Raw genomic sequence first — 16821 nt, 5'->3', positions numbered from 1 at the left:
GTATGGTCGATTACTGCCCTGGGGAGGCAGCAAGTCCCAGAGAGTCAGCGCTTCACAGCTTAAGCTCCCTCTTCAATGACTTCTTCTTCTTCCGTAGCGGCACGTTCGTACTCGGCCAGAACCGCAGATTGAATCTTCTCGCGCGTTCCCGAAGAAATCGGGTGTGCGATATCGCGGAATTCTCCGTCAGGTGTACGCTTGCTGGGCATTGCAACAAACATCCCGTTATTCCCGTCGATGACGCGAATGTCATGAACAACAAACTCGTTATCGATTGTAATGGATGCGATTGCTTTCATTCTCCCCTCAGAGTTGACGCGGCGGAGTCTGACATCCGTAATTTGCATGTGTGTGTTCACCACCTTTTTCCATCAGAGACTTGGTGTATAATTCCACACAGCAAAGCGAATTCCTTCTTTTTCATTCCAAATAATGCCTGATTAAGAAGATTATTTTTGCATAATCTCTATTTTCGACAGATTTCGTGGAGTTATCTTAAGAATCCTCACGGTTTCGACATTATACGCCGCTTTTTATACCCCGGTCTAATCGCCCTTTGGGGAGGAAAAATAGTTGCCCGGAAACGCCGAAATCCGCCGCACCTTGGAGTCAACTTCAGTCAGCTTCACAAGAGATACATAATCGTGCAGCAGCCGCTCTTCATTCTCCACGGCACCGGACTCTACGAGCACACCAACACCCGCAACCTCAGCATTGAATTCACCGAGCAGATCGACCATCCCGCGAACCGTGCCTCCCGCCTTCATGAAGTCATCCACAATCAGCACCCGGGATTTCTCACGCAGCGCCCGTCTGGACAGAGACATCGTATGGATACTCTTATGCGATCCCGATACATAGTTGATGCTTACGGCTGAACCCTCCGTTACCTGATGGTCACGGCGTACCAGCACAACCGGCAGACCCAGCTGCGCAGCCGTTGCATAAGCAAGCGGAATACCCTTGGTCTCCACCGTCATCACAACGTCGATCTCCACCCCGTGGAAGGCGGTGGCAATGATTTTGCCGGCCTGCTCCATCAGGGACGGCAGACCCAGCAGATCGGACATATACAGATAACCGCCCGGCAGAATCCGGTCGCTCTGTTCAAGCTGCCCGCACAGCCGGTTCACGAAGGCAAGAGCCATGTCCATCGGCATCCGCGGAATATACCGGACTCCGCCTGCCGCTCCGGCCAGCGTCTGCAGCTCGCCCATCCCTTCGCCTTCAAATACCTCTTTTATAATAGCCAGATCCTCGCTGACGGATGACTTCGCCGCACCGTACCGCTCCGCAAAGGTGGACAGCGGCAGCAGATCATGCGGCTTCTCCAGTAAAAATTGGGTCATGTCAACTAATCGTTGGCTTCGTTTAAGTTTCTTCACTGATTACTCCTCGCCAAAACCGAATATTATTATGAATAATATCATTATTGTACGGATTTATACAAGCGGAAACCGAGGAATTGCTTAGCTTAGCGAACGAACGGCATAGACTTCCTTGCAGAATCCGCGCAGCCCGTTATAGATTCTCGCCACCTTGGACTGCTTGGAGACAAGGCCGAATACCGTCGGTCCGCTGCCGGACATGAGCACGCCGTCCGCACCCAGCTTCAGCATCGCTTCCTTAAGCTGCTGCACCTCGGGATGCAGCTTAAGCGTTACATCCTCCAGCACGTTGCCCAGGCCCGCACAGACGGCCGCGAAGTCGCCGGCCTCGATAGCCTGCTGCATCCGGAGCGCGGACGGATGGACCGCAATGTTACCCGCGCGTACGCGTCCGTACACCTCAGCCGTCGATACATTGATCGGCGGCTTGGCCAGGATGACCCAGCATTGCGGCGGACTTGCGATACTAGTCAGCCGTTCTCCCCTGCCCGTAGCCAGGGCAGTGCCTCCAGTGACGCAGAACGGGACATCCGAGCCCAGCTCGGCGCCCAGTTCCTGAAGCTCCTGCACCGGGATCCCGAGGCGCCAGAGCCGGTTCAGGCCGCGCAGCGTAGCCGCGGCGTCACTGCTGCCGCCGGCAAGGCCGGCAGCGACCGGAATTCTTTTGTCCAGATGGATATGTACACCGCTTCTTACGTTATACCGGTCCTTGATCAGTCTTGCAGCCTGGAAGGCCAGATTCTTCTCGTCCAGCGGAATATAACCGGCCTGGCTTGAGATAATAATCGAATCCCGCTTCATCTCCGACAGCTCCAGACGATCAGCCAGATCGACCATCGTCATTATCATTTCCACTTCATGAAATCCGTCAGCACGCTTATGCAGAACATCCAGCATCAAATTTATTTTGGCTGGCGCTTTCTCATACATCTTCAAGGCGTTCACCCACCCTCACCTTTTCCCGTAAAAAACAACTTAACATATTATATGAGAAACTGGCAGTGAAGTCCATTAACAAAAGCAGAACCGCCCTTATGCCGTTTTTCGGCTCCATTCCGTTATTCAGAAAAAGGTACCGCCAGCAGGCGATACCCGGTACGGCGCCGACATGGGCGCCTTAAGCTATTACGATTTGCGCGCAGCCTGTTCCGCCAACTGAATGGCCCGCTTGACCATATTTCCGGCATCGACCGCCCGGATTCCGCCCCAGCCCTCCTGCTCTACTGTTTCGTAGAACCCAAGCTCCTTAGCCAGCTCCGTCTTCAATTCCTCAGACATCATGCTACGTCTTCTGCGGCTCATTACGGATTCCTCCCTTTATGCTATTGGATGATAAACGTACTGCCTATGTAGTATGCGGCCAAGGGGCAGGTGTCATGCAGAGGATTTCAGAAGCGCAGCAAATATTACTGGAATGCAAAAAACAGCCCCCCAGCAGGGAGACTGTCCGTGACGCTAAGCTTTGATATACATAATCCGCATCTGCCCATCGTCTTCGGTAACTGTGATTTCCACAGATTCAGTAAGTATATCGGCATAGCTATAGGAGACTCGCTTGAAGGTCTGCTGCTCCTGATCAAGTTTGACAATAAATACAGAAGGGTACGTTTCTTCCAGGACACCGGTGCGTTCAACAGTCTTGCGACGGCCACCGTTAGCCCGCAACGTGATCTTATGACCGACGTGAGCTTCGAGACTGCGTTTAATTTCCAACAGCGCATTATTAGCCATTCCTGACGGACCACCTCTTTCCTTGTCCATTATACAACCTTATTGAACCATTGTCAAATTAAATAAATAATTATAGATGATGACAAAAAAGTTGTCAACGGAATTTTTTTAGAGGCTGGAAGTCCCGGCTTAAGCACCTTGTTAGCGGTAATCATGTGACACCTATACATTCTTATCTTCAAGCAAAAACAGGGTAAGCACGAGTGCTTACCCTGTTCCGCCCGCTGTTCGCTACCTGCTTCAGTTTACAGCACCGAGGGTGCTACCTTCAGTGTAGCAAGATTCTGCAGCTGAGGCATTCCGATGCGGAAGCTGCCGCGTGTCTCAATTCCGCCCATCCCCTGATTACCGCTGATCGTATGGCTAAGGGTATCGCTTAAGTTCACCGTATCCCGGATGGAGGTGAATGAAGCCTTGGCAGCCACATACACCGGGTCCAGAGCATGAATGAGGATGCGGCCCGGCGAGCTGGCGAAGTTGGCCCCTGTACCGAGGAGTGCCTCGAAGTGCGACTGGCAGGCTCCGGCTACAATCGTCAGGGCATCGAAATTCCGCTCATATTCACGGGCTACCCGGATGGCTGCAACGAAATTCTGTGAGTTTTTATAGCTGCTCAGACTATACAGATCATAGTTCTGCTGTTGCTTAAGTACTCCATCATGGCCGGTAATCACTACGATATCGGGACGTACACTGGGCAGCAGACGGTACAGCGTCTCCGCCATTTTGGATTCATGGACATGATGCCCCTCCGCCGGTATGCGCAGCTGCTCGTAGAGACTCAGGCTCTTCTTCAGATAGAGCGCATCTCCATCCAGATGCAGCACTTTACCCGGCACTTCAAAATAAGCCGCTTCCTTGGGGGATTGGCCCCAGGTCCCGGTGGACCCGGATACACTCTCTCCACTGCGCTGGCTCTGCTCCTGCCGGTCTCTGCGCAGCCAGGTTAATGACTCTGTTGCTTTGATCTGCGCGCGCTGACCCCGCTCGGTAACCTGTGTAGGCGGTACCTGCACCAGATCATCCAGCGGAGAATCCGCCAGCAGACGGAATTCCGTCCCTTTGATAACAGCTCTATTCTGCAATATATTGTCTACCCGGAAGGTCACATCGCCGCCATAGGATTTACGAATGACCAAGTCTCCTAGATTCATTACAACACCACCTCTACCCCATGTTATGGGCAAAGGCCCCGGTTGGTTCATCCAGCCGGAGGGATTATTGTATTCTATTCGATCCCGGCCGCCAGAAGAACCGCACTGAGCCGCGCATATTCCTCAATGCTAAGCGTCTCCCCGCGGCGGGAGGGTTCGATACCCGCTTCAGCGAGCAGCGCCTCCAGACGCTCACGCCCTTCCTCCGGGAAGAAGCGGGCTTTGAGATTATTGGCAATCGTCTTGCGCCGCTGGGTGAAGGAGGCCTGAACGACACCGAAGAAATGCTTCTCGTCGGCGACCTCCACCGGAGGACGTTCTCTGACCTTCAGGCGGATAACGGCAGACTCCACATTCGGCTGCGGGATAAACACTGTGCGCGGCACCATACAGACCAGCTCAGGTTCGCTGTAATACTGGACGGCAATACTCAGACTCCCGTATTCCTTGCCGCCCGGAGACGCTGCCATACGTTCGGCAACCTCCTTCTGGATCATGACCACGATGTTATCAAGCGGCAGCTTCTCTTCCAGCAGCTTCATGAGAATAGGTGTTGTCACATAATACGGCAGGTTAGCTACTACGCTGACCCGGTCCATACCCGCGAAATCCTCAGCGAACAGCTCCTGCAGATTCACCTTCAGCACATCGTCATTGCGGATCTTCACATGGGAATAGGGCGATAGCACATCCCTGAGGATAGGGATCAGTCTGCGGTCAATCTCCACCGCAGTGACTGCTCCGGCCGTCATTGCCAGCCGTTCCGTCAATGCACCGATACCCGGGCCAATCTCAAGGGCACCAGCCGTACTGTCGAGACCGGCTGCATCCACTATTTTGTCCAGAATATTCTGATCAATCAGAAAGTTCTGGCCCAGGCTTTTTTTGAAGGAAAATTTGTAACGCTGAATTATCGCTTTGGTTCTTGTTGGGGATGAGATATTCTCATTGCCGCTCATGAAGTGATGCCTCCCTGATCAATTTGGGCGAGAGCCCGCGTGAACTCTTCGTGTGTAATGCCGAACATCGCCAGACGTTTGTACAGCTGCTTGCCATTGCAATAACCGATACCGAGCAGGTTGCCAAGCAGCATTCTGCGCTCAGCGGCCCGGGGATGCACCATCAGTCCGGCAGCTATAAGCTCGTCCAGCCCGATGATGGCCGGGGCCCCCTCAAAGGAAGTATGCACATGCTCCAGCGCATGGCGTATAGCCTCAGGAGAGGCATTCTCTACGCCAATGTCACCCTTACGGGTAGCATCCTTCTCCGGGATGAACGCATGTTTGCATCCAGGTACCTTGGCAGCGACAATTTTGCGGATTCGCTCTCCGGCATGATCGGGGTCTGTAAGTATGATTACTCCCCTGCGCTCCATGGCTAGTGCAATCTTGGCAATGACCTTGCGGTCCACGGCCGAGCCCCCGGTTTCGATCGTATCTGCCTCCACGGCCCGCTTCACCGCTACGGTATCGCTTTTCCCTTCAACCACAATCAATTCTTTGATCATAAATAATTTTACTCCTTACTTCAGAACGTAAAAAAAAGGGGATTCGCTCCCCTTCTTTTTGGCTAAAGAATGTATAAGTGATGAGCGGAAGCTCTCCTAAGTTTCGTAAGTGCTTCCCCCACTATATCTTATTGACCGCTAATTTGCAAAAGACTTTGCGTTTAGTTCAGCTCCGGCTTCACAGGTCCGATCACGTAGAGTGTCCGCGACTTACGGCCGAAATTACGGGCATGGTTCAGTGAATCGTAATAGACATCCACCTTGTTGCCTTTGATGGCACCGCCGGTATCCTCTGCTCGGCGAAACCCTAATCCCTCAATGTACACCCACCAGCCAATCGGTATAACGTTCGGATCAACTGCTATGGTGCGGCCTTCCGTTACACGTGTGCCCGAGGCCGTACGTGTTCCGATACCCGGTTCTTGTGAAGAATATGCCGTCATGGATACGTTCTTAATCATTCTTTTATACTGGAAATCCACGCCAGCCTTGCTGGTTACATTGCTGGTCTTTGCGCTGACTTTGGTTGATTTGGAGGTTGCTTTAGGTTTGGAGGTTTGTATAGCAGCGACTACAACGGGCTTAGGAAGCGGTTTGGTCCCCACGGCAATTACTTTATCCTTGGTGATCGTCTGCACTTTCTTACCGATCATGCGCATGGATGCCAGCTCACCATCTTGATAGGTCTTCTCGATGTGCTGAATCATTACGCCCGGCTTACCTGCCTGTGCCACTCTTACGGTTCCTTTGGTTAAAGAGGGGTCTGCTGTCTTGATTACCCGGAATGGTAAATTTGTTGTCCGCTGAACCACTTGCTTGTTAATCCGGACAATTTTGATTTCCATGTCGGCAGATACTGCGGTGTCTAACGAAGGGTATATCTTGTCTAAACCTTCCAGGCTGATGCCCAGTTTGCCAATGGCCTGACCAATAGTATCCTCGGTCGTAAATAATGTCTGTGTCTTTCCATCTACGGTAAGAGCGAACTTCTGCGCAGTGTTGATCACAACACGGTCGCCGTCTTTTATTTCATCCCCAAGGCCAATAGATAATTCATCATGCGCCTGCAGCGATATCTGTTTCTTAGCCAGCACATCACCGAGCAGCGTTTCCCGCGTTTCCAGTGTCTGTACCTGTCCGTCTATTACTAGAATAATTTCCTTTTTGCTCTGACCGTGTACGTACAGCAGAATTAACAGTGCGATAACAATAGATACCACACCTGCAAGCACAACTATCCGGGGATTTACCTGCTTCCACCGTAATGCGAAAGACCTGCTGGATGATTGCGAATCATGGGATACTTCTGGTTGGAATACGCCCACTCTCTCCATCCTCCTTACATAGCCCCGTCGTCCAAGTAGTTCAAGGTGACTGTATCACTTCTGACGAAACTAGGTTTGAGATTGCAACAGGATACGCCCGCATTGCTTCAGCGTCTCCTGCTCATGGATCGCCTGCTCGGCATAGTTACTCCGGACAACTGTTATATAACAGTATGCCGGGAACATCCGCATTATTCGCAACAAAAAAAGCCCAAAAAAGAGTTCACAGAGGACTCTTTCGTGGCTTCTCCGGTGTCGAAAACGCGGGAATGTTTATGCACGAGGTTTCCTCTCTTACTTGCGCTTACGGGGTTAGCTGTCGGGTTCGGGCATAAGAGAGACGCCCTATCTCAGGTCACCCGCTCACGGCGGTTGCCCTCAAATTCACCCCAAAGACCACGTAAAGAAATCAAATAAAGTCTGCGGCAATTCTGTGTTGTACTCTCATACGTTCATGCGGCAGAGCATTATTGGTTCCCCCGTTCTCCATCCGGAGACTCAGCGAGACGATCCATGAAAAAGTGACTGTCACAGTTACAACAGCTCACTGCACTGAAAAGATGATATCCTGTTTTGATACATGTTGTAAAGGACGATTCAACCACGTTTACGTAAAAAAATGATTAAAATATTGTAATATTCAGCCGTTTTTCGATCAAAAAAGTTTAATATATCCGCTATACTTCATTTTTCACCGCTTTTACTCGCATTCTCAGACTATTCCAAATCGTTCCAGTGCGTTCGCGTACGTTATTTCCGCTAATTTCTGTAAATCAATCCCTTTTATTTCCGCAGCAGCCTCTGCTACCAGTCTCACATGAGCGGTCTCATTTCGCTTGCCCCGGAACGGGTGCGGAGTCAAATATGGGGAGTCTGTTTCGATCAATAGCCGGTCCAGCGGAGTCTGGGCAAGCACCTCTTTGGGCACCCTGGCATTCTTGAACGTAATCGGTCCTCCAAAAGAAAGGTGGAACCCGAGATCCAGACACATTTTGGCACTCTCCCAGCTGCCGGAGAAGGAGTGCATTACGCCCCCCACCTCGCCTGCCTTTTCCTCCCGGAGTATTCGGATAACATCCTCATGGGCATCCCGGTTATGGATACAGATCGGCATCTTCAGCTCCCGCGCCAGCCCGATTTGCTTGCGGAATACTTCATGCTGCACATCCTTGGGGGAGGTGTCCCAATAATAATCCAGTCCGATCTCACCGATGGCGACCACCTTGGGGTGACTGCACAGTGAGGCGATCCACTCCAGATCTCCGTCCTTCATAGTGATCGCATCCTGCGGATGCCAGCCGACTGCGGCATAGATATAATCATATTTCTCAGCAAGCTGCATCGTAGTCGGTATCGTTTCCCGGTTAAAGCCAATGTTGATCATTTTGCTGACTCCGGACGCCAGCGCCCTGGCAATAACCTCTTCGCGGTCTTCGTCGAATTGTGGAGCATCCAAATGGGTATGTGTGTCGAATAGCTGCATGACATTACATCCTTTCTGCCTCAGGTTCTATAGGAATTCCAAGCTTTATCTGTTTATTTGGCAAAAATATCGGCGATGGAGCGCGGCAGCTGTGGAAGGGCTTTCTGCAGCCTGTCCTGCGGAAAATACAGATGGTATCTGCCGCGGTGAATCCCGCTGATCGAGCGTACGATATCCGAGACCTCGGAGATTTCCCGCAGCTTGTCATGCCGGTCCAGAAGCAGAATCTGTTTGCTGTCGAAGCCGTCTCCCGGACGGAATACATCATAAGGAAGATCCGTTGGAAAATCAATTTCCAGGTCATAATCGGGACGCAGTCCGGCACCGGCAAAACCGCGGCGGATTTCGTCAATCGTCTCCGCATCCAGATGCTCCATCTCCACATATTTATACAGTTTACGATGAATAAAACGGCTGCACAAGTCGCTAAGGAGTTCATCCTCCTCAAGCGTCCACTGCATAAACGCCGTTTGCATTAATGCCTCATCCAGCAGCAGATACTGCTCAACCGTTACGTCTCCGCGGAACAAATCACTTAAGGGTTCGATCATGAACCGGAAAGTATACTCCTGCTGCACCAGCTCCTTGGCCCTGCGGAGAATCTGACGCAGGATAATCTCGGAGCTGCGGGTTACCGGGTGGAAATACACCTGCCAATACATCTGGTACCGTGACATCAGGTAATCCTCAATGGCATGCATCCCGGATTCCTTCACCACAACCCGGCCGTCATAAGGGCGCAGCATCCGCAGAATCCGGTCAATGTCGATAGTTCCGTAGTTAACCCCTGTATAATACGCATCCCGCAGCAGATAATCCATCCGGTCCGCATCCAGCGGCCCTGACACCAAATTGACAACGATCTCATGCTCATAGGTTTTGGAGATGACCGAAGCTACTTTATCAGGGAAGTCTTCAGCCACATCACGCAGAATAGCCGTAATCTCTGTATCCTCCAGAATGATGCGGCAGGTCCAGTCTTCATGATCCATTTCAAAAGCTTCTTCTATAGAATGGGAGAACGGGCCATGCCCCAGATCATGCAGCAGCGCCGCGCATAGGGTAAGCAGCCGTTCCTCAGGCATCCAGTCTTTGTAGCCGCTCCGTTCAAACTGGGAAATAATCCTCCTGGTAATTTCATATACGCCCAAAGAATGGGAGAATCGGCTATGCTCTGCTCCATGAAAAGTTAAATAAGAGGTGCCAAGCTGCCGGATGCGTCTCAGGCGCTGGAATTCCCTGGTATTAATCAGTCTCCAGATAATTGTGTCCTGCACGTGAATGTAATTGTGAACCGGGTCCTTAAATACCTTCTCTTCTGACAGAGGTTGCTTCATGAGCTCATCTCCTTTTCTTGTTTTATAATGCATTTTGTCACTCTTTGTCGAATATTAGCGATTAAAGTACTGACAAATCGACAAATAACTTAATAAGCCTTTTGAGGTAATTTCCCTGATGAGTAGCGGAATAAATGTTGTCTGAAAAGATTTCTTAAAATTAGCCACAAAAAAGGTTGACTGTTTTGGGAATGGTTGGTATTATAAATATCATAAAACAGTGAAGAATGTCGAATAATGACGCTTTTGAACATTGAGAGGAGCAACGATTGTAATGATGAAATCAACAGGAATTGTACGTAAGGTAGATGAGCTTGGACGGGTCGTTATTCCAATTGAATTGCGTCGCACACTTGGCATTGGAGAAAAAGATGCGCTCGAAATTTACGTGGACGGTGAGCGGATCATGTTGAAAAAATACGAGCCTGCTTGCATTTTCTGCGGCAATGCCGAGAATGTAACTTACTTCAAAGGTAAAATTGTTTGTCATGAATGTATTTCTGCCATCCCTACCCCTGTGACAAACTAAAATAAATAGGGTATAATAGGAATAATCAATTTGTTAATTCTAACCTTTTTATATCTCCTTGGCCTCCCGTTCGCGCGGGAGGTATTTTTTTGTGCGATTTACCCTCCCAAACCCTCCCTACAGGGAGGGCCCCAAGGGCCCCGGCCCTCTGGACACCCGGAAGCTTGGTGAATCTCTGCAGCTGGGGCGGAAGGAAGCAGGGTTCGGCGGCGGACCGGCCCTTCTCGGACTCCCTGAAGGAGCGTCCTCAGGGCCTTGTCATGCGAGGGACTCCGCCATTGGCAGGGTTGCCAATGGCGGCTGCGCGGCTGCCCTCCCGGGTAACGCCGGAGCGTAGAGCGCTCTCCCTGCGGGAATCGCTTTACGTTAGAGCGGGTTCGTGACTCGGGCGCTCAGAAAGGTATATAAACTGGATAATTGTTGTTGGAAAATTTGGATAAGTGTATTCTGTGCAGTTATTTAATGCTAAAACATCCGCCTGATCATTCTAATTGTATTACATACACTTATATACATATAAATCCTATAAAACAGCCATTTTCCATATAAATAAATGTATAAACTACATTTAAACCTAATATAAGGAATAATTCAATCCATATAAGTGTACTGAATACATTTATTTTTTGGCTAGCCGCTTACTCCCGCTCCAGCAAAGCGTTATAAATATCACGTTTGGCTAATCCGCGGTCAGATGCTGCTTTTTTCATCGCATCTTTACGCGTCAGGCCTGAATTTTCATAGTGGGTCACATGGTCTTCAACACTCAGCTCACGCCACCAGGACGATTCCGCCAGTTCAGCCTCCTCTTTACTTTCTCCCTCAAGCACGATCACATATTCACCAAGCGGGGGATGCTCCTCCAGCCAGGCACAGCATTCTTCAATCGTTCCGCGCAGAAACTCTTCATACCGTTTCGTCAGCTCACGGGCCAGCGTGACCCGGCGGTTGCCGAAGGCCTCCTGCAGATGAACCAGCGTCTTGGCAACACGGTGCGGTGACTCGTAGAAGAGCAGCGTGCCCTGCGCGAAGCGGAGTGGTGCTAAGACCGCTCGTATATCCTTACGTTCTCTGGGCAGGAACCCCATAAACGTAAAGCTCCCAGTAGGCAAGCCGGAGGCAATCAAAGCGGACAGCGCCGCATTCGCCCCAGGAATCGGAATGACCGGAATTTGATGACTTACAGCCAGCGCTACCAGATCAGCACCAGGGTCGGAAATGGCCGGCAGACCGGCATCGCTGACCAGCGCCAGATTTTTACCTTCTATTATATAGCGTATCAGTTCAGGCCCGCTCGCCGCCTTATTATGCTCATGGTAACTGAACAGCATCGAGGGTGTAATTTCAAAATGGCTCAGTAATTTACGCGTCTGTCTCGTATCCTCTGCGGCAATAATATCGCATTCCTTAAGCGTACGTACCGCACGGTACGTCATATCCTCCAGGTTGCCGATGGGGGTAGCCACCAGGTACAGACTTCCGCATCCTTCCGGCTTCGCTCCGTCATTGTTATTTTGAAAGCTGCTTTGGCATTGTATTGTCATTGGCTGGTATCCTCTTTATTTCCGTAATAGATATCCATAATCTCAGGGCAGTATTGATTGTCCTCATTATATACGATTAAAGGGGGTTGTAAACGCACCTCCGCCTTCCCGTCCCGCGCTGCCTCAATCAACACCATGTTGGCCTCCAGATGGGCACGGGGATGGACAAAGCGGATCAGCTTCGGCTCCAGCCGGTGCTTACGCATCAGACTGATGATATCCACCAGACGCTGCGGCTTATGTACCATACTAACCTTGCCTCCGGTACGGACAAGCCGGACACAGGCCTGGATGACCTCCTCCAACGTGCAGCCGATTTCATGACGGGCCATAGCCTGATGGGAGTTCAGCTTCAGATCGCTCCCGTTAAGCGGCATATAAGGGGGATTAACGGTTATAGCATCGTATACGCCATAGCCTGCAGTGTGATGCAGCTCCCGCAGATCGCCCTCATGAATCTGTACCCGCTCCTCCAGCCCGTTAAGCGACACACTGCGCCGGGCCATGTCAGCCAGACGGGGCTGAATCTCGATGCCTTCAATAGAAGCCTTCGTCCGTGTAGTCAGCAGCATGGGGATGACCCCGTTGCCCGTACACAGATCAAGCACTCTGCCGCGCGGCGGTACACTGGCGAACCGTGCCAGCAGCACGGCATCCATCGAGAAGCTGAATACTTCATCACTTTGAATAATTCTCAGATCATGGGTCAACAGATCATCAATCCGTTCCGCTCCATGTAAGGGCACCGGTGTATCATTATATGAATGGGTCATTGTATTCTCCTAAAAGTTTTGTTGAGCCTATGCTTCAATCTGAACGTCCTTCGAAACAAAACTTGCTCCGGAAGCATAGCCTTCTCTACATTCAAAAAAACCGTAGGCGACAATCTCCTACGGCTGGATATCCTCATTTATTAAGAAAAGAAAGGCAGAACAGACAATCGCCTTCCGTCCGTAAATGCCCAAAGTAGACATTACAGATGTGAAAGCCTTCGTGATACAGCCGGGCCAGATTATCATAGCCTTCCCCGACGACCTCTTCCTTCCCTTCGGCAGCAAGTATTGCCTCCGCCTCCGCAGAAAGCGCGGCCTTATCCAAAGGTGCTTCCCTTTTCAATATTATTCGCAGCTGCTCGTTCTCCAAACTAAGCTTCTGATTGGCTTCCATCAGCTCTTTGACCGTCTGTTTCCAATCTCCCAGTGTGGTGCGCATCTCATCCATCTGCGCTTCCATCTCCTGCATGTGTGCAAATATATTTTTCTTCTCCAAGTTTCCACCCCGAAAGTAACCTTATAATGGTTTACTTGACGACAACATCATCCATTGGAAGTTCTTTAACTTTGCCCACTTCAAACAGCTGCACATGGACCGTGCGGCTTCCGGCATTGATACCCACTACTTTGCCGTCACCCAGTGAGGTTACGACGATTTTGCCTACTGCCGGCATTTCTTCCTTCGTGCTCTCATAATTATCATGCTCAAATTTCAGACAACACATGAGTCTTCCGCACAATCCCGAGATCTTGGTCGGATTCAGCGAGAGGTTCTGGTCCTTGGCCATCTTGATCGACACCGGCTCGAAATCGCCCAGCCAGGAGGAGCAGCAGAGTACACGCCCGCAAGGTCCAAGCCCTCCCAGCATCTTGGCTTCATCACGAACCCCAATCTGCCGCAGCTCAATACGTGTTCGGAAGATACTTGCCAGATCCTTCACCAGCTCGCGGAAATCCACGCGGCCCTCAGCCGTGAAATAAAAAATGATCTTGTTGCGGTCAAACGTAAACTCCACATCGACCAGCTTCATTTTGAGGCCATGATCGCGGATTTTATTTAAACAGGTGGTAAAAGCATCCTTCGCTGCACCTTTGTTCTCTTCCACCACACGCGCGTCGGTTTCACCGGCAATACGCATGACTTTCTTGAGCGGCAGTACAACATCTGCTTCCTGCACCTCTTTTTTGCCTACGACAACCTTACCGTATTCGACTCCTCTTGCTGTCTCGACAATAACGCATTGATCGCGTTCAATCGGGAAATCAAGTGGATCAAAATAATATATTTTACCCGCTTTTTTGAAGCGGACACCTACTACGCTGTACAAAAATTAACCCCCTTGTTTGACGGTAAAAGGAACCCTTAAGCAAGACTGCTTCCCTAATGATTCATGCTTGTCCTTCCTCGTCCGCTAAACCCGTACTTCCAGGCGCTAAGGATGTATCCGGAGGATGTATCATAAATAACCCGAACCTTTAGCTTTCCAGTCGGATTAAGAACTGCTCCAGACAAAGCTGGGCATTGGCATTGGAACGAAGCTTCCGCTTGCTCTCCGCCGCGAATTCCATGTAAGCCACCCATTGATCCGTACTCCGCTGACGGGCAGCCTTGGAAATAAAGTCTAACTGATCTATGAAAACGATACTTTCGTGCTTTCGGTACAGGAAGTACAGCATATCTTTGAACCATAAGTGGAACATGCTGAAGAGAATATCCAAATGTTCACCAAGTCCTGTCTTGAACAGCTTGGGTCCTGCGGTTGCCACCGCGGAGCTGCCCTTGCCCAGAGACTCCTTCGCTAATTGTAACACTAGATTTCTCATTTCTGCAAACCAATTCTGTGCCAAAAGTTCCCTGCAGCCGTCAAGACCGGCAGTCAGTGATACTGCACACCGCGCCAGCGGCACCGGAACTCCTTCTCCGGACAACGCCTGAAGCATAATATCCGGATGCAGCGGGCTGAACGGAATGCGCTGGGTTCTGGACTGAATCGTCGGAAGCAGGGAGCTGCTGTTATCCGAAATGAGAATACCTACCGCCGGGGCTGGCGGCTCCTCCAGGAATTTCAGCAGACTATTGGCGGCTTGCACCGTCATTTTGTCCGCTCCTTCTATAATATAAACCTTCGGGTTAATCCCTTCCGAGCGGTAGGAAAAAACACGCTGAAGTTCACGAATCTGGTCGATCTTGATACTCGCCCCATCGGGACGCAGTAATGTCAAATCAGGATGATTGCCATGCTGCACCTTGCGGCATTCCAGGCACTCCCCGCAGGCATCATCCTGGCTCGTTGTGCAGAATATCGCTTGGGCGAACGTCAACGCCATCTTCACCTGCCCGCTGCCTGCCGGTCCGGTGAATAGATAGGCATGGCTTACAGCATCCTTACGCAGGGCATTCTGAAGCAGCCGCTTGGCGTCCTCCTGGCCTAATAGTTCATGAAAAGACATATGTTCCTCCAAGTTTGTCAGAAAGAAAGATTAATCAGCAGCCCGCGGATCTCTCCAACCCGTCCCAGGAGATCAATCCGGCCCTGCTCACTGTCCAGCAAATCATCGGCCATGTTCAGCAGCGCGGCATCAATCTCATCCAGCAGCTTGTAGCGTTTGCCGCGGCCCCGCCGGTCCCAGCCTTTGGTATCCTTCAGGATCACTCCACGGCGTGCTGTCTCCTCCAGGAACCGCTTGATCATGTTGCGGTAGATTGACAGTTCGCGTACAGTCATGGATTTGGAGAGCCGGTCGCCCTGCTGCTGGATATCTTTGATCTGGCGGTTCAGCTCATCTATGGTTTTCTGCTGGCTTTGCTGTTGAAATACATCGGTGAAGTTTTTTTGCTCAACGGGCCGCCTCTCAGCATCCGTGGGCAATAATTCACTTTTTAAGGGCCTGTAGCCCGGATTGATCTTCAAGGATATCTACCGCCTCAATAGTGTATTGCTCATTATGCTCAATAATGCTCGAAACGATCGACGGGAAGTACGAATACAGTAGCTCCGCCAACCTGCACTTCTACAGGAAGCGGCAAATAGGAATCAGTCGTACCGCTCATAGGCGTTACAGGAGTGACCAGTTGCTCGCGCACTTTGCAGCTGTTGCGGATTACACTAAGTACCGCATCCACCTGAATATCATCTACCCCGATCAGAAAGGTAGTGTTACCTGCACGGAGAAACCCGCCTGTACTTGCCAGCTTGGTTGCGCGGAAATTTGCTTTCACCAGTTCACTGGATAGCCGGTTGCTGTCTTTATCCTGGATAATTGCAATGATCAAATTCATCTTCGTATCCCCTCCTGCATGGTTTGTGATCACAGAGCATCTGTCAGCAGCAGCTAACCCGCTGAAGATCTGTGTTTAATCATTATACCTCTATTGTTTATTAGACAAAACATCTTAGAAATCCTTTAATATCCTGTCCTTCAGTACAGATACAATGTCCTGCTCTACCATATGGATGGGACGGCCCGCATCAAGGACTACAATCCGCTGCGGATCAGAGTCCACCACGAGCTTATAGCCCGCTTGTACCTTCTGATGAAATTCAAGGTTCTCCAGATCCAGCCGGTTCACTTCCCTGCCCTGATTGGCAGCGATCCGGGACAGGCCCACCTCGGGATCTACATCCAGATAGAAGGTTAGATCCGGCATTCTTCCGCCAGTCGCAAACCGGTTAATTCCCCACACCTCTTCAATACCCAGTCCTCTTGCATACCCCTGGTAGACCAGACTGCTATCTACAAAACGGTCGCAGAGCACAGTAATCCCCTCCTGCAATGCAGGCTCGACCACCTCGGCCAGATGCTGGCTTCTTGCTGCCGCGTATAACAGTGCTTCTGTCCGCGCATCCATAGCCGTATGCGCCGGGTCCAGAATAATAGAGCGGATCTTCTCGGCGATATCAACCCCGCCTGGTTCGCGGGTGATCAGATAAGGCATGGAATGATTCTGCAGATAGGCTGCAACTCTGCCGAGTACAGTTGTTTTACCGGAGCCGTCGCCTCCTTCCAGAGTAATGAAGAAACCTTCTCGCTTCACTTATACTTCTCCGC

The 16821-nt window shown here is 50.8% G+C and carries 20 protein-coding genes and 1 riboswitch; of the genes, 1 reads left to right on the top strand and 19 read right to left on the bottom strand.

Going from position 1 to position 16821, the window contains the following annotated elements:
- Nucleotides 1–59: 59 nt before the first annotated feature.
- The 11 genes from spoVG to KDC22_RS00130 all read right to left on the bottom strand — a co-directional run bounded on the left by spoVG (nt 60) and on the right by KDC22_RS00130 (nt 9925).
- Nucleotides 60–347, bottom strand: coding sequence for a septation regulator SpoVG (gene spoVG / locus KDC22_RS00180; RefSeq protein WP_036696395.1), 288 nt, complete (start codon nt 345–347; stop codon nt 60–62).
- Between the two features lie 198 nt (nt 348–545).
- Nucleotides 546–1385 carry a pur operon repressor gene (purR, locus tag KDC22_RS00175; RefSeq protein WP_173140697.1) on the bottom strand — a complete coding sequence of 280 codons (840 nt, stop codon included), beginning with the start codon at nt 1383–1385 and terminating at the stop codon, nt 546–548.
- A gap of 84 nt (nt 1386–1469) precedes the next feature.
- Nucleotides 1470–2324: a 4-(cytidine 5'-diphospho)-2-C-methyl-D-erythritol kinase gene (gene ispE / locus KDC22_RS00170; RefSeq protein WP_211721713.1), complete on the bottom strand. Its 855-nt coding sequence runs from the start codon at nt 2322–2324 to the stop codon at nt 1470–1472.
- Nucleotides 2325–2513: 189 nt separating this feature from the next.
- Nucleotides 2514–2690: a small, acid-soluble spore protein, alpha/beta type gene (locus KDC22_RS00165; RefSeq protein WP_173140693.1), complete on the bottom strand. Its 177-nt coding sequence runs from the start codon at nt 2688–2690 to the stop codon at nt 2514–2516.
- Between the two features lie 153 nt (nt 2691–2843).
- Nucleotides 2844–3119 carry a biofilm formation stimulator Veg gene (gene veg, locus KDC22_RS00160; protein WP_036696386.1) on the bottom strand — a complete coding sequence of 92 codons (276 nt, stop codon included), beginning with the start codon at nt 3117–3119 and terminating at the stop codon, nt 2844–2846.
- A gap of 245 nt (nt 3120–3364) precedes the next feature.
- On the bottom strand, nt 3365–4273 hold the full coding sequence (gene yabG / locus KDC22_RS00155; protein ID WP_173140691.1) for a sporulation peptidase YabG: 909 nt from the start codon (nt 4271–4273) through the stop codon (nt 3365–3367).
- A 74-nt stretch (nt 4274–4347) separates the two neighbouring features.
- Complete coding sequence (gene rsmA, locus KDC22_RS00150; RefSeq protein WP_173140689.1) at nt 4348–5232, bottom strand: 16S rRNA (adenine(1518)-N(6)/adenine(1519)-N(6))-dimethyltransferase RsmA; 885 nt, start codon at nt 5230–5232, stop codon at nt 4348–4350.
- Complete coding sequence (rnmV, locus tag KDC22_RS00145) at nt 5229–5780, bottom strand: ribonuclease M5 (protein WP_173140687.1); 552 nt, start codon at nt 5778–5780, stop codon at nt 5229–5231. The genes rsmA and rnmV overlap by 4 nt, the downstream gene beginning before the upstream one ends.
- Before the next feature lie 161 nt (nt 5781–5941).
- On the bottom strand, nt 5942–7105 hold the full coding sequence (locus KDC22_RS00140) for a resuscitation-promoting factor (protein ID WP_211721712.1): 1164 nt from the start codon (nt 7103–7105) through the stop codon (nt 5942–5944).
- Between the two features lie 286 nt (nt 7106–7391).
- A riboswitch (cyclic di-AMP (ydaO/yuaA leader) is annotated at nt 7392–7619 on the bottom strand.
- Between the two features lie 198 nt (nt 7620–7817).
- On the bottom strand, nt 7818–8588 hold the full coding sequence (locus KDC22_RS00135) for a TatD family hydrolase (protein WP_211721711.1): 771 nt from the start codon (nt 8586–8588) through the stop codon (nt 7818–7820).
- A 53-nt stretch (nt 8589–8641) separates the two neighbouring features.
- Nucleotides 8642–9925 carry an HD domain-containing protein gene (locus KDC22_RS00130; protein WP_211721710.1) on the bottom strand — a complete coding sequence of 428 codons (1284 nt, stop codon included), beginning with the start codon at nt 9923–9925 and terminating at the stop codon, nt 8642–8644.
- A gap of 274 nt (nt 9926–10199) precedes the next feature.
- Between KDC22_RS00130 and KDC22_RS00125 the strand changes: the two genes are divergently transcribed.
- On the top strand, nt 10200–10454 hold the full coding sequence (locus KDC22_RS00125; RefSeq protein ID WP_019914502.1) for an AbrB/MazE/SpoVT family DNA-binding domain-containing protein: 255 nt from the start codon (nt 10200–10202) through the stop codon (nt 10452–10454).
- Nucleotides 10455–11092: 638 nt separating this feature from the next.
- Here the strand turns inward: KDC22_RS00125 and rsmI are convergent.
- From rsmI to tmk, 8 genes are all read right to left on the bottom strand, one after another.
- Nucleotides 11093–11998 carry a 16S rRNA (cytidine(1402)-2'-O)-methyltransferase gene (rsmI, locus tag KDC22_RS00120; protein WP_246553196.1) on the bottom strand — a complete coding sequence of 302 codons (906 nt, stop codon included), beginning with the start codon at nt 11996–11998 and terminating at the stop codon, nt 11093–11095.
- Nucleotides 11995–12771, bottom strand: a complete 777-nt coding sequence (locus tag KDC22_RS00115) for a tRNA1(Val) (adenine(37)-N6)-methyltransferase (protein ID WP_173140679.1) — start codon at nt 12769–12771, stop codon at nt 11995–11997. The genes rsmI and KDC22_RS00115 overlap by 4 nt, the downstream gene beginning before the upstream one ends.
- A 133-nt stretch (nt 12772–12904) precedes the next feature.
- Nucleotides 12905–13267, bottom strand: a complete 363-nt coding sequence (yabA, locus tag KDC22_RS00110) for a DNA replication initiation control protein YabA (RefSeq protein ID WP_042209904.1) — start codon at nt 13265–13267, stop codon at nt 12905–12907.
- Nucleotides 13268–13298: 31 nt separating this feature from the next.
- Nucleotides 13299–14099: a PSP1 domain-containing protein gene (locus KDC22_RS00105; protein ID WP_039305726.1), complete on the bottom strand. Its 801-nt coding sequence runs from the start codon at nt 14097–14099 to the stop codon at nt 13299–13301.
- A 148-nt stretch (nt 14100–14247) separates the two neighbouring features.
- The gene (gene holB / locus KDC22_RS00100) at nt 14248–15222 is read right to left on the bottom strand and encodes a DNA polymerase III subunit delta' (RefSeq protein WP_211721709.1); all 975 of its coding nucleotides are present in this window, start codon (nt 15220–15222) and stop codon (nt 14248–14250) included.
- 17 nt (nt 15223–15239) lie between these two features.
- Entirely contained in the window at nt 15240–15683 is a 444-nt protein-coding gene (locus KDC22_RS00095) for a YaaR family protein (protein WP_173140675.1), read from the bottom strand.
- Between the two features lie 38 nt (nt 15684–15721).
- Entirely contained in the window at nt 15722–16051 is a 330-nt protein-coding gene (locus KDC22_RS00090) for a cyclic-di-AMP receptor (RefSeq protein ID WP_036723983.1), read from the bottom strand.
- Nucleotides 16052–16165: 114 nt separating this feature from the next.
- Entirely contained in the window at nt 16166–16807 is a 642-nt protein-coding gene (tmk, locus tag KDC22_RS00085; protein WP_173140673.1) for a dTMP kinase, read from the bottom strand.
- Nucleotides 16808–16821: the final 14 nt, after the last annotated feature.

The sequence above is a fragment of the Paenibacillus tritici genome (genome assembly GCF_018207515.1).
Classification (GTDB): Bacteria; Bacillota; Bacilli; order Paenibacillales; family Paenibacillaceae; genus Paenibacillus_AQ; species Paenibacillus_AQ tritici.
This window is presented reverse-complemented; position numbering and strand designations above follow the sequence as displayed.